Annotated in this window: 8 protein-coding genes; 3 read left to right on the forward strand and 5 right to left on the reverse strand. The window is 38.5% G+C overall.

From position 1 onward, the window contains the following. Nucleotides 1-1072 (reverse strand): DUF3854 domain-containing protein (locus AACX33_RS01550; RefSeq protein ID WP_227789379.1); only part of this gene is annotated, 1072 nt, incomplete at its 3' end. Between the two features lie 1013 nt (nucleotides 1073-2085). Between AACX33_RS01550 and AACX33_RS01555 the strand changes: the two genes are divergently transcribed. The 3 genes from AACX33_RS01555 to AACX33_RS01565 all read left to right on the forward strand — a co-directional run bounded on the left by AACX33_RS01555 (nucleotide 2086) and on the right by AACX33_RS01565 (nucleotide 6750). Further along, a complete protein-coding gene (locus tag AACX33_RS01555) occupies nucleotides 2086-3498 on the forward strand; it encodes an NB-ARC domain-containing protein (RefSeq protein ID WP_227789380.1) in 1413 nt (470 codons plus the stop codon). Nucleotides 3499-3519: 21 nt separating this feature from the next. Then, nucleotides 3520-5334: a protein kinase domain-containing protein gene (locus tag AACX33_RS01560; RefSeq protein WP_339405946.1), complete on the forward strand. Its 1815-nt coding sequence runs from the start codon at nucleotides 3520-3522 to the stop codon at nucleotides 5332-5334. 402 nt (nucleotides 5335-5736) lie between these two features. Next, nucleotides 5737-6750: a hypothetical protein gene (locus tag AACX33_RS01565; protein ID WP_227789382.1), complete on the forward strand. Its 1014-nt coding sequence runs from the start codon at nucleotides 5737-5739 to the stop codon at nucleotides 6748-6750. Here the strand turns inward: AACX33_RS01565 and AACX33_RS01570 are convergent. The 4 genes from AACX33_RS01570 to AACX33_RS01585 all read right to left on the reverse strand — a co-directional run bounded on the left by AACX33_RS01570 (nucleotide 6711) and on the right by AACX33_RS01585 (nucleotide 14238). Next, the gene (locus tag AACX33_RS01570) at nucleotides 6711-9068 is read right to left on the reverse strand and encodes a CHAT domain-containing protein (protein ID WP_339405950.1); all 2358 of its coding nucleotides are present in this window, start codon (nucleotides 9066-9068) and stop codon (nucleotides 6711-6713) included. The genes AACX33_RS01565 and AACX33_RS01570 overlap by 40 nt on opposite strands. A 29-nt stretch (nucleotides 9069-9097) precedes the next feature. Further along, nucleotides 9098-10798: a ShlB/FhaC/HecB family hemolysin secretion/activation protein gene (locus AACX33_RS01575; RefSeq protein ID WP_227789384.1), complete on the reverse strand. Its 1701-nt coding sequence runs from the start codon at nucleotides 10796-10798 to the stop codon at nucleotides 9098-9100. A 60-nt stretch (nucleotides 10799-10858) separates the two neighbouring features. Further along, complete coding sequence (locus AACX33_RS01580) at nucleotides 10859-13264, reverse strand: two-partner secretion domain-containing protein (RefSeq protein WP_339405953.1); 2406 nt, start codon at nucleotides 13262-13264, stop codon at nucleotides 10859-10861. A 359-nt stretch (nucleotides 13265-13623) separates the two neighbouring features. Next, nucleotides 13624-14238: a hypothetical protein gene (locus tag AACX33_RS01585; RefSeq protein ID WP_227789386.1), complete on the reverse strand. Its 615-nt coding sequence runs from the start codon at nucleotides 14236-14238 to the stop codon at nucleotides 13624-13626. Nucleotides 14239-14303: the final 65 nt, after the last annotated feature.

The raw sequence follows: 14303 nt of genomic DNA on the forward strand, positions 1-14303 counted from the left end.
CCCCCTGCACCCTTTCTTCTTCTCCTCTGCCCCCTGCTCCCTGCCCCCCTACCTCTTCTTCCCTCGGTAGTTCGGGAAGATAAAGAGCTTGAGATAAATATTTAACGTTGACTGTCACATCTGGCTTGTACTTGCTCAAACCCCACTTTCTCTTGTGGTATGAAGGCTGGTAATCTTGAAGTGATTTGGCATCATCAACGATCGCACTCAGTAATGTATTGGCATCTTTGCCCCGACCAACCACAAAATCATCAACACCTTTCTCTGTCCCTGGTAGTGAGGCAACTTCACAAGTACAACCTGCTGCCTCAATCACTTTGCCAGTTCGCATCGTTGCTTGGTACACTGACCAACGTGTTTTATCACTGGTTTCGTGGTCGAATAAAATAATGAACTTGCGTCCCGCTTGAGCTAGTGGCACTAAGTCAGGGTGCAAACGTTCATCGAAATCCTGTTTACCGACACGTCCGTTCCAAATTCCAGGCAGTGCGATCGCGACAAACCCCAAACTCAGCAAACAAGCGGCTTTCTTTTCACCCTCGCATAAGATGATGGGAATTTCTGAGTGCCGCTTCATCCATTCCCAGAACAGGAGTGGATTGACTTGATCTAGTAAGCGCAGTGTTAAAAGTGAATGATATCGCTTAATGTTGTAACGCTTTGCAATTAGGTCCCAAATACAGTTAGCAACATCGAAGTAGGTAACTCTGTTTGCTGTTTTGGGGGGTGATTCGTACTTAACTGGCCTACCTTTTTGCCAATCAATGCGGGGGAAGTTCGGCTTAATTCGCCCCCATTCCATTGGTTGCCAATTTTTGAACGGGTCAAGGGACTTAATCCATATCCCACCCAACAGCAAATGCTGATACCGCTTGATGTATCCTTCTGTGACTCGTCCGGCATTTTTGCGGGGGATTTTATCGGAGATAAACAAGTAATCGTAAATTGATTCTCCCTCAATGTGAAAGAAGTTACCCTCAATCAATGCCGGGTGAATGGCGCTACCTACTGTCAACTCATGGTACTCAGCCGCAAGTAAATCATTGGGATATTCAGTTGTTACTGCATTCATCAGCCTTTGCCCCCGTCCATGAAACAAAAGGAAAGGGTGCAGAGGAGAAGAGGAAAGAGTTTGGGAATTGGGCGATTTTTTGGGGAAGTATTGAGGTAAGTCATGACTTACTTCCTCCTGTCGTTACTCCCAATGCAAAGCAATTAAGTTTGAGGATATTTGGATTTATCCCCAACATCCTTTGCGTCAGACCTACTTCTGATGCTGAATATTTGATATTTAACACGATATTTTCCCCTGATAACTCTGTTTACAAGCTTCAGAGGGGGTTATTCACGCTACTACAGTTTTTTTGCGACGAAATTTGCAATTTTTCTTCATTAAAGTTCACTTTACTTGAAATTGCCAATTTTAAGTAGCCAAAACATCCCGCAAGGAATAGACTTTCCCAACGGTAGATCCTATAATGGATCTTGCAGCGTGGTAAAAACTCTTGGACAAATTTAGTAGTTGTATTGGTCGCCAAACTTCAACAACCACTAATTCTGTACCTTTGAGAGCCACCCCGCTCTTTTAAACGATGAATTTTACAAACAGACAAAGCGCCTACTCCCTAGTGGCGCTTTGTCATTTGGATTTTTCAATGCTTTCACTTTCATATTTTTTTTCATCTTAAACGTAGTCCTCGTAAGGACTTAGACTGGTCAGCTACCTAAAGGTTCTTGGGCATGAAGCCCCGTCTCTTTAGATCGGGGTGCTGAGGCACGAACTTTTTTTTGATTGAGTGCGTACTTTAACTAGAATATAGCAGTATCATAATACAATAACAACTCCAAATACTGTAATTTGTTAAGGAGAAATTATACATCGGTTACAAATTAAGTGAAGTATAAAATCAGAATACCCGCATCAGTGTCTAGCTTCGTTTTTCCACATCCGGTTTTAAAATCTGTAGCTTTGTATGAAATACAAAGTAGATTAAGCCAGCTTTTTAGCAGATAATCTGCTAACAGTACAAATTTTGTATTTGATGAAATTAAGAAAACACAGCACTCAAAGGAGCTTAATGAAAGGTGAATGCTAAAGAAGCTATCCAAGCCATAGATGACTTAGTGTTTGCAAAAGAAGGCAGATGGCTAGAGGAGCCAGAAAAAATTGTGCTTAGATCGGCCTGGCTTGATTTGGATTACAAGAACGTAGCAGAGAATAGTCCCTATGACATTAATCTTTTGCAGCGCCGTGTAGCACCTAAACTGTGGGTACTGTTAACAGGGATATTAGGGAATGGAGAAAAAGTCACCAAAAAACGACTGCGGGGCATTGTAGAAAAACAGATATTACTAGCTGGTAACAAACCAGGAACATGGAATGAAGCTTCTGCTGGGCTACCTATAGTTTCAGGAAATCTGCCTGACATATCTAATTTTTACGGACGAACTCCTGAACTAGCGATGTTAAAAGAATTCATAGCTCAAGAACGTTGTGTAGTAATTGTAGGTCCGGCAGGACTAGGTAAAAGTGCTTTAGTTGGGAAATTAGTTCAAGCTTTGCGTATGGGTCCGTATGAGTTTAATAGTTTTATCTGGAAGTCAGTTTCGTATAGTCCGTTACTAACAGATTTAGTTGCTGACCTGCTTAAAACTTTCGCCTATTTGGAAAATCATGAGCTAGATTTACCAGAATCCATCCAAGCTAGGACATCTAAATTGTTAGAATATCTGCGTTCAAATCGTTGTTTAGTTATTCTCGACTCAGCAGAGTCTTTGTTACAGGGAGATAGAAATACAGGTTCCAATGCCTACGGCAAGCAGTATGCAGAGTATGGGACGTTTTTTCATAGAGTCATAGAAGAACAGCATCAAAGTTGTTTACTTCTAACCACCCGTGAACCATTTATTGATTGTAATCGTCTACAAAAAAAAGGACGACCAGTTAGGACAGTAAAACTTGAAGGGTTGGGAAAGGAAGCTTTAGATATCTTTCGTTTGTACGGGTTAACTAATGAGGATAAATGGGGAGATTTAGTTCAAACCTATCGTGGAAATCCTTTATCTTTAAAGATGTTAGCTGAAAAAATTCAAAAATTTTTTGGTGGAAGTGTAAAGGATTTTTTAGATTTTCAAACTGTATTGATGACAGATATAGTCCAAGAGAGCTTAGATGAATTATTTGAAGAGAAAGGTCGTTTAACTATTTTAGAGAAACAGATCATGTTCTATTTAACAGAAGAACTAACTCAAAACTCTGTTAATTCAATTACATTGAGAGAATTGCTTAAAAAATTTAAAAAGATACAGAAGAGTGAGGTGGCGACATCAGAAGTAATTGAAGCTATAGAGGCTTTATATGCACGTTCTTTAATTGAGCAAGAAACAAATGATAGTAAAGAATTACTATTGAGTTTAGAGCCTCAAATTGTAAAGTATGTTTGCACTTATGCTTTAAAATTAGTTCAAAATACAGTTTATGAATTTAAATCAGCTTAATTATTCTAAAAATTTAAAAGTGTGGGTTATTGTATCAATCCTAAGTGTAAACAGAGGCAGAATCCTGACGATAGTGAGAGATGCCTTAATTGCGGGACGGAACTGCTAATTGACCAGCGGTTTCGGTTAATTAAACCATTACGTCCTTTAGACTTCCGCTACAGGACAGAAATTTTTGAAGTAGTGGATGATAAAGGCACTCGTAAAGTAATGAAGGTGTTGAGATCGCAAAGACCCAAGGAAATCAGCTTGCTGGAACGAGAAACACTGACATTGCAGCTCTTTAATCATCCTGGGATTCCTAGAGTTATAGACGATTTATTTACTGTTATACCCAATAATAGTTCTACTGAACTGCATTGCTTCGTGATGCAAAAATTTGAGGGACTGAATTTAGAACAATGGGTGAAAGCTAACGGAAGAATATCTCAAGCTTTAGCTCTGAATTGGCTTACACAAATAGTAAAAATTATTGATGAAGTACATCGTAGTGGTTTTTTTCATAGAGATATTAAACCTTCAAACATAATTGTTCAACCTGATGGTCAGCTAGGTTTAATTGATTTTGGTGCAGTCAGAGAAGTAACTCATAGCTATTTAGCAAAAGTTAGTGGTAGTGGGGGTAATGATATGGGGCTTGGTCATCATGAAATTACAGTACTTGTAACGGCTGGTTTCACCCCCCTGGAACAAATTAACGGTCAAGCAGTACCACAATCAGATTTTTATGCTTTAGGGCGAACGCTAGCATATTTAGTAACTGGAATTCATGTAACCAATTTACCAACAGATCCGCAAACAACAAGGCTTATCTGGAGAAATAAAGCACAACACATTGAAAAACTTTTTGCAGACTTGCTAGATGAGTTGATGGCTCCAGCTCCTGGCAAGCGTCCGCCATCTACACAAGTAATTTTGCAGCGTTTAGAGAAATTGCCTCAGCAAATTAAATTTTACAGGGTTACTAGGTCTAAAACATTTATGTTTAGTGCAATATTTACATTTATAGTTTTAGGAAGTGTAGGAGTTTTCAAAATTGTGTTGCCAGGGATAGCTAATGCCTTAGTATCTGAAGGACAAAAATTAGAGGCAGAAAATAAATCTGAAAATGCCCAACACTTTTTCAAGTGGGCTATAAAAATTCATCCTCAAAGTAGTAATAAAATTTCCAGTTTCTATTTTGAAAAAGCTGGGCGTAACTTGACAAATTTAAAAATAGCTAAAAATAATTTAGAAAGAGCGATTGAATATAATCCTCAAGATGTAAATGCATATATAAATTTAGGGCTAGTATGTCAGGATTTAAGACAAATTGAATGTGCAATTGCTCACCAAAAAAAAGCTATAAATATTCAACCTAATAATGGGATATTATATTATGAATTAGGTAATATTTATGATGAGTTTGGCAAGTATAAATTAGCAGAAGAACAATATAATATAGCGATTAAACTCAGTCAAAATGCAGCAGCCTCTATAAATAATCTCTCCCGGTTAAAAAATATAGAAGAAAAATATCATGAAGCAGAAACATTGGCACTTAAAGGATTAAAGTTGACCGAAAACCCCGAAATAAAAACTACGTTATATAAAAATTTAGGTTGGGCTAAATTAGGGCAGCAACAATATATTGAGGCGGAAAAATATTTACAGAAGTCAATGGAAATCGATTCGACTAAAACAGACACTTATTGTTTGTTAGCGCAAGTACAAGATGCTGTAGATAAAACTACTAATGCTAGAATTTCATGGGAAGTATGTATGATAGCTGAATCAAGCCTACCAGAAGTACTTATTTGGCGGCAGCAATTACTAGATCGTCTAAGCAAAAACTAACTCAAGAAAGCAGAAGCAGAAGCAGAAGCAGAAGCAGTGGGAACATCTCACTTTGGCAAATATATCTTTTCTGTCTAACTGTGGAATCAGGTTCTTACGGCTTAATGAAATATGTATCTTATAAGTTGGGATGCTCCCGTAGGTTAAGAGGTAACTTAAACAATTGGTTAAATACATTATATTTGTGTAAATAGCTATAACAATCTATCCTATGATAGAGGTGTTATCTTGTTAATAACTTTGAATGGAAATACTAATACTATTAAAGTCACAATCACACATTTAAACAAGAAAAAATAATAATCTTTCTTAAGAGAGATTTGCATAATACATTTCACTTGCTAAGGTTTAGTACGTGTATAAATTATAAAATTTACTGAATTTACATATCTGAAATGTTTTATGACCACTGCTAGAGCAATAGATAACATTATGATTGCTTTACTTCTAGTTCTTTCAAGCTCCAGCAGTGTGTCTGGGCAACAGCAAAGATTTGCAAAGCGTGTATGTGATGATCCTGTGGGACGAGTGATTAATGGGGGCGATCTGCATTTATCGGTAGGAAATTTAATTTGTCCTGACGATCAAATTCAACCAGCGAATGGTTTTAAGGTAAAAATTATATGCTATGCCAGTCGAAGAATTTTAGAAATTCAGCAGAGTAAGAATGCTGTAGATGTATGTAAAACAGAAGTACCCCAATCGCGGGAAATATGTATTCCAATTACTCGTGGTTATTGTTCCAACACCAGAGGGACAGGAGAAAGTGAAAATACGCCTCAGCTAATTACTCCCTACGTAGGTCGAATTCTCAATACCCGTCCTAGATTGTCCTGGGTAAATGTACCAGAAGCCACAAGTTACACAATTCAGGTAAACGGGATGGGAGTAAACTGGTCTAAGAATGTTCAAAATACCTCACTACCGTACCCCTCATCTTTGCCAGCAATGCAGTTTGGGCGTATTTACCAGATAACTATCATTGCTAATCAAGGAGATAAACCAGTTAGTGCTAGTTCCTTTGTCACCATCGTATTACCAGAGTTAGAAGCACAAGGGATAAAAAGTGTTATTGAGCAAATTGAAAGCCTCAGTTTGGATGAAGATGCTCTGGCAATTGATTTAGACGCTGCGTATATGTCCAAAAACTTGCTCACAGAGGCCATTGGAGTCTTGGCAGCACGAACTAAAAATGGGACTCAAAATCCTGCTATTTATCGAATGTTAGGCGATCGCTATCTGGAGACAGGTTTGTTAGAAACTCATTCACTAGCATCTGCCAAAAGAGCATACGCAGAAGCAGTAAAGTTGGCTAGGCAAAAAAATGATGCGGAAGAATTGGCTAAGGCACAAGTTGGGGTAAAACTTTTGGAAAGTCAGTCCCAAGCACCAACCAGAACAAATGCTGCCCAGTAATAAGGATGACTATATTGAGGATTAGAAAGTAAACTTAATTGAGCTTGTCTAAGCGCTTCGGCTTTAGAAAGCCCATTTTTCAAACCTTCATAAAATTTGCTAATTAGTTGTACAGTAGAGTCAGAATTTACTAGCCACAAAGTTGCGATTGTGCTTCGTGCGCCTGACTGGGCTGCTAATCCAGCAATACCCAATGCCGAACGCCTATCTCCCTTAGCTGTTTGGCAAGCACTGAGAACCAGTAAATCAATCGATGATTGACTATTTTGTCGTTTAAGCAAAACATTCAAATCCAAGAGATTCATGGGACGATCCCACGCTAAAATAAAAGTCTGCTCAGGGTCAGAACTAAATTGCGCGTGAGTACTGACGTGGACTATTGGTAGAGGCGAATTGCCAATTTTTTGTCGAAAGCGATCGCTCGTAAATTGGTGATTCAGTAGTTCGGAGGTGGAAACAGTATTCTTCCTAATATTCTTTATTTCTGCCTTAACCTCTGGTAAGGGATTCAAATTAGGAGGAACTAAAGAATCTCTAAAACTCGGACTTTCTTCAGAAATTGCCGCGACTAAAGCCCTTAACTGTCCTGGTTTGAAAGCCTGATTTTGGTAAACTTGAGAACTTGAGGCTACGGAAATAGTATAAGAATCAATTAAATATTTTTCACCATCATGTAGCATAGAGATGGGCAAGTTTTGGAAATAAGTGTCCAAAACAAAGATTAAATTACCTGTGTCTGGTAAATACTTGCTGATCGGTGCAAGTAATAATTTATATAAAGATTGAGGATAAAGCAGAAAATCAGTTTCGGCAAAAGAATTAAGCCGTTGATTTTGCAGAAAATCAATTAGTGTATTAATAGTATCTTCAGCTAAATTTACTTCTAGATTATGATGATAAAAATCCCCTTTTGGATTACGAAGAATTACCTCTATTCTATTTTTCAGTTTAATTAAATAAATAGTATGTGGAATTTTGAGAGAAGAATCTTGAACATCCAGCAAAGAAAATTTAGGAATCAAATTACCACATTGTAAAAAATTTTCTAATTCAGCTAATTTTAGCTGTTCTTGAGTTTGGATGATTTGTCTAAAATTGATGTTATCTTGAGACAATAGTAACTCCATATATTCTTGATACACGGGTTCAACTTTGTCTTTAAAAGCAAATTGAAGTTCTGGGTTAAGAGATAAAATACTGCTGCGAACAAGTTCTAGGCTGTGAATAGCAGCCGTATATGCTTGGATTGCCTCCTGGATACGATTACTTTTTTTGTACAATTGACCTAATTGCCACTGCCATTCATAAGCAATATCCCAAGCTTCGGCTGATTGAGCAATTCCCATAGCTTGGCTGAGATATTTGATTGATTTCGACTCTTGACCCAAATGAATGTAAACATTGGCGATAGTTCCCAAAGCAGAGGATTTTGCTCGTTGGTTGTCCAATTCATCAGCTAATGATAAAGCTGTTTGACTTAGTGCGAATGCTATTGGTAATTTATCATTGATTTTGATCAGGGATTGAGCTAGTTGAATTCGAGCATAGATAGATTCTATGGTGGGTAATTCTGAAAATTGATGATGGTTAGTTAATAAAGCTTCAACTAAAGATTGAATTAATTGTGGGTTGGGATCACTAGATTCTAATAACAAGTTTAGTTGATTTAACTGTGCGGGAATGGTATTTATTTTTTGATAAAGTTCTAGAGCCGCCATAAGTTTAACTTGGGCTGTATTCAGTGCTTCTTGTTTAGATAGGGGTTCATCTATGAAGTCATATCTGCTTTTAGCTTGTTCAAAAAGTGAGCGTTCTGTATTAGCTAAACTCAGTAATAAATTAGGTGCTTCCAATCCAAGATTTTTCGCAATTTCCCTAGCCTTGTTTAGCACCAGAGAAGAGGCCTCTGGGTTTCCCAGTTGCCGCAGCACATCCCCAAGATTGCGAAGTCCCACAACTTGGACGTTTTGTAAAGGTTGGTTTTGTAACGCTTGATTTAAACGTTCTTGATATTCAGTCTGGGAAAAACGTTGCAAATGAATTGGGTGACAAACCCAATTTTCCATCTCCAAAGCCTGAATTAAAGTTTGGCAAGCACGAGAATATGAAGCATTAGCTTGTAATGCCAAACTTTGATTAATCAGGCTACCCGTCATTCCTTCGGTGTCATTCAGTTTTTTGTAAGCACGGTAAGCTGATTCCCAAGTCTGTAATGCTGCTGATGTAAGTCCTTGATGTAGTTGAGTAAATCCCCTTTGGTTCAATTGTCCTGGGGTGGGAGCCGCAATCGTTTGCTCTGGAGAAAAAATTATCAGCAATGATAGAAATATGCCGCAAAATAAATATTTTAAAGTTGATAGCCGAGAGAAAAATAAACACCATTTTCTTGCCATGTTTTTGCGTCTGAATTTGTATTAACAGAAAATAAGGGAATTCCCAAATCAAGACGGGCATTGAAGCGATTGCCCAATTGATACTGCAAGCCAAGTCCAAAAGATCCCAGAGTACCTGTTGTGACTGATGTATTATTTGTGCCATTACTATCATTCCAGGCAGTACCTAGATCAAGAAAGGGAATGAGTTGTAAAATTCTGGTTTCTTCTTGCCATACAGGAATGTAGAATTCGGCTGATAGTAGAAGTCTATTGTCAGTTAAAAACGTCTCCTGGCGATAACCACGCACAGAATTTGCGCCCCCCAGTCCAATTTGTTCTAAAGGAAGAAGCGGTCTGTCAGCCAATTGCATATCTGCCCTGATTTGCAAAGTGTTCGCTGATAACCGCCGCACCCAAGTAGCTTGTCCCCTCCAAGCAAAAAAGCGACTATCAGGGTCAGAATCATTAATAGTTGCATTAAAAGCATCAATACCCAAGCTAAATTGTGAACGAACATATAACACTTGTTGACGGCTACGGTCTATCCATTCTTGGGAAAACCTCACGGCAGAAATTCTTGTTCGTCCGGTAGCATCAGCCCCAATACTCAACGGGAAAGGAGTGTTGAGCAACGAAGATTCACTTTCTAGTCTCGAAGCAGTTAAAGCCAGTGCAAATTCTTGGTTGGAATTAGCCGTAGCTCGTTGTAGCAGTGGCTGCCGGAAAGTCACTTCGTAAGCACGAGCATCAGAAAGAATATCCAAGTTAGTGAAGGGGGGTTCAATAATAGTGGATGAGGTGTTGGCGTAAAAGAATTGCAGAGTGCCGTTTTGTGGATTGATCGGCACAGTGTAGCTGGTGGTTATCGTGTTGCTGCCCTCTGTATTTCTGTAGCCAACACTAAAGCGATCGCCTAACCCCAGCAAATTAGCATGGCTTAAATCAACTCGGCGTTGAAAACTGCCCACGGCTGGAGAGCGAGAATTATCCAAAATAGCTTCCACCTTGAATGGTTCGCGCTCTTGAACCGTTACTGTCAAAACAGGTCGTTGTAAGCGAGTGCCTTCGATCAGTTCGGCTGTAATCGACTCAATCAGGGGATCTTGTTGTAATAGCTGCAAATCTTCCAGTAAGCGATCGCTATTCAGTACCGTTGAAGTGTTGGGTAAGCGAGAACGAATATAATGTTCTAAGCTTGAAGTGCCTACAACGTTAATTTTATCCAATTTTCCCTCAACAACGCCAATAGTGATGACGGCTTGATTCGGGTCAATTGCTTGGTTTTCTGTGATGGGCAGATATGCTCCAGAACTAATGTATCCATTGTCTACGTACAGTTTAGTAATCTCTGCACGAGCTGGCAGCAAATCTGAAAAAGTAATTTCTTTGCCAATAAAAGGTGTAAGTAATTCTTCAAGCCTTTGATTGGAGAATACTGTGTTGCCTTTAAAAACAAAGCGTTTTACCTTGATGGCTTGTATATTCTCACCAGTAATTTCAGGTGGTGAAGGTGGGGGAGATAGAGGAACTAGTTTGATTTCCTCTTCTGGCGCTAAGGGAGAAACCGAAGGTGGTTGTTGAGGAAATGTGGGGATTCGTTCTTGTGCTAGTAGTGGTTGAGATGCAAAGATAAAAGTAGTTGCAAAAATGTACTGGATTTTGAATTTGAACATAGAAAATATTAAAAAGGGGGTAGGGTGTGGAGAAGCCCATAACCGCTTTCAAGAGTTGAATTAATCGTTTGTTTGAGAGTGAGAAGAATTCACACAAGGAGGGGGAGTTGAAGAACCGTAAGGCACCACATCATTAGGCGTACTTGTAAAACTGATTGTGCCATCGGGGTTAGTTTTCCACCCTTGGGCTTCAACCAATTTTTGAGATGTTTTATCTGACAATTTTTCAGTTTCTTCCTGGTAATCTTCTTTATCTTCCCAGCCAGAAAGACTGTTCAGGTAATTGCCCGCATTTTGAGGAACAGTTGCTGGCTTGATGACTAATTCTCCGGATTCTCCCTGTGAATAAGCCGCACAAACATTGGTAACTTGGGGAACTTCAACTACTGATGGTATTAAAGCAGCCTTGGTGAAATCAATGAAAGAAGTATTAATCTCAATAGTTCCGTCAACTCCTCGTTCTGAGCTGGCCGTAACTCGGCTATCAGGGGACAGAAAAAATCCTTGAGTGTTGATCTGAATATTTCCTCCTTTTCCTTCAAAAGCATTAGCTGTGATGTTGCTATTTTCTAAAGCTAATAATGTATCTGACTTGATAAAAATATTGCCTCCACGGCCTTGACCTCCAGCCGTTGCTGTAATACGACTGCGGTCACTCAATCGTAAATCGTGAGTGTTGAGGAAGATATTTCCACCTTCACCAGAGGCAGTAGCTGCGGCAATACTACCTTCGTTGTCTAAAAAAACACGATTACCATTAACTCTAACTATACCAGCATCGCCCAGTCCCTCGTTTGTTGCACCAATTAAACCCCCATTATGTACAGTTATAACATTAGTGTTTATTGTCACATCTCCAGAGTTACCAGAAGGTAATAAAGGTAGTCTCAGTAACTCTCGTAAAACAGGATTAACTGTATTAGCCGAGGAAGATATTTGGCTAGATTCTCCAGTAGCAGCTAATGTGCCAATTACCTCTACAGAGTTGGAGTTGATAGTCAGGCTTCCGCTATTGCCACTTGCATTTGTTGCCGCATTAACTCTTCCTCCATCAGTAACTACTACCCTTGGTGTATTGATGATTAAAGTACCTGCATTTCCCGTATTAAGCGATACAGAAGACACAATACTTGGCTGAAAAAATACTGCTGATGCTCCTCTGACTTCAATGGAGTTGGTAGCATTCAAAGTTATATCTCCTCCTCTACCAGATCCAAAAGTTGAAGAAGATAAATTAGCTCCATCAACAAGAGTAAAATTCCCTGTTGCTAATGAAATGTTACCTGCATCTCCAGAACCAAAAGTTGCAGTAGAGATACTACTGAGAACATGAGGATTTAAAGGTGAAAACCCTAGTATTTCCAGAGAAGATGTGTTGGCAAATATATTTCCACTGGTGGCAGCGCCAAAAGTTAAGTTACTTATCAATCCTCCGTTCGTTATATTTATTCTATCTGTAAAAATTGTGATATCTCCAGAGTTACCAAAACCCAAAGTTTCACTGCGTATACCACCTGCTGTTCTAGCAATGGGATCGCTACCGCTAATACTTAAATATTCAGAAGCATTGATGTTCAAGGAACCTGAATCTAATGAGCCTTGGTTTTGATTTAAGATGACTGAACCATTTGCTAGGGTAATTCTTCGACCCTCTACTTGTATAGAACTATTCCCGATACCACTAACATCAACTAGTGCGCGGTTTGATAGGGTAATATCTTGAAAAGAAGTGACTTTTTCATAACCCAATTTCCAGCCAGAGGTATTAGAGTTAATACTTACTACACCATCGGCAACGCTACCTAGTTCAATTTGTCCTCCCTGTGTTGTTATTATGCCACCATCTAACAATACATCACCCCCAATAATTGCCAATGTATTTCCGGGGTTTACTTCTAAGCCTGTTGAGTTACCCCTAATGAGCGGAGAGAAAGGTGGGCCAATTAAATCATGTCCTGTACCTTGAATACTAATTGGTTTGGGATTAGTCCCATATTGTAAACCAATTGGTATATTAATGCTCAGTAGATGATCTGGTTGAGGATTTTGATGACTAAATTCTAAGCCATCTGCAAATATTAAGCTATTAGCTGTACTGGCTAAAAATGAACCCCCAATATCCAGTCTTGCATTCTCTCCAAAGATAATTCCATTTGGATTAAGTAAAAACAAATTAGCTGTACCATTGGCTTTGAGGATTCCTTCTATTTGAGAAATTGATGCGCCTGTAACCCGGCTAAAAATGTTTTGAATATCCAAAGGGTTATTGAAATGAGCTACATTTTCACGAGAAAAAGAGAATTCTTGAAAACTATGGAATAAATTGGTTCCTAATTTAGCTCCTTCTTCAATAATTATGGTATTATTATCTAATTTTATCTGTGTATTGTTAGGTAAATTATTATCGGGAATGATTTGAGCTTTGGCTGAGAAATCTATTGAGTAAAAAAGCAATATTGAGGACAATATGAAACTGAATAAATTCGTGCATTTCATTGTCTTTACTTTATTGAAAATTAAATTTTTATAGCAAAGAGTTATTTTTTATATTGTGAGTCAAGCTTGGTTTGTATTTCATAAATACCACAAACCCCTTGCAAAACCTCTTTCGTGCTTGAGATAGGCGAAATTTATGTTTGAGCGAAAATGGTAATTCATTAAATTCGATAGGAACGAAGCCGCTTTTGACGTAAAAGTTCACAAGCCGCTAAACGCCGAGTTATTCTCCCATCAGTAAGTGGGTGGGAAAATTTATCAACCAGTAAAAAATTGGATTTTCAGCTTGAATGTCATTTTAAATATGGTGTGATGTCAAAAACAGCGAATTAGCTTTGCCAAACTGCCGAGGAAATAATTTTAGCGTCTATGTCATCTAAATAAAAAGTATAAACAGCCTCTCCTGAGACTTCACAACGCAACGGCTCAATAATTTTCGTAAAGGGATTCCAAACGGCTGTAACCGTCCGTTTGGCTTTCTTTCTTTGCAACTCACATTGAATATGTACAGTAGGTAAATGAATAACCATTGCACTGTGTAACCAAGCCTCTATACTCATGGTATAACGCTCTTGGATATCCCACAATTTTCTCTCTAATTCCCGGTTAGTAGCCTCAATTCGCGCTAATTCTTTGTCCTTTTCATCCCCTATTAACTGTTTCAGCACAATTTTTTGGTGAATTTCCGAGCTAATAGTATTGTAATAAGCCTTGAGTCGTTCTTCATCCCTAGCTTTAGCTCTGTTTAACTTAGCCTGCCAATTTTCTAAAGATTTATCAATCAAGATTGCACCTTGATATTCAATTAATTGCAATAAATCCTCGAAAGGGATAGATAATGGTGTATGCTCCACAGAAATTCGGTCAGCTTCCCAAAATAAATGTGATTTGAAGGAACAAGTGAGCTTTTTGGCATAGATATGCTTCAGAAAGTAGATGTCCATCTTATGGGTCAAAAAAACAGTCAAAGTAGAAAATTAATTTTCCCATGTAATACACGGTAGAAATT

Source organism: Nodularia sp. LEGE 04288 (genome assembly GCF_963896525.1).
Taxonomy (GTDB): Bacteria; Cyanobacteriota; Cyanobacteriia; order Cyanobacteriales; family Nostocaceae; genus Nodularia.

What these genes read in the sequence shown, in the direction of transcription:
- AACX33_RS01565 (WP_227789382.1), top strand. Translation starts at nt 5,737, where the DNA reads ATGACCACTGCTAGAGCAATAGATAACATTATGATTGCTTTACTTCTA.
- AACX33_RS01575 (WP_227789384.1), bottom strand. Translation starts at nt 10,798, where the DNA reads ATGTTCAAATTCAAAATCCAGTACATTTTTGCAACTACTTTTATCTTT.
- AACX33_RS01585 (WP_227789386.1), bottom strand. Translation starts at nt 14,238, where the DNA reads ATGGACATCTACTTTCTGAAGCATATCTATGCCAAAAAGCTCACTTGT.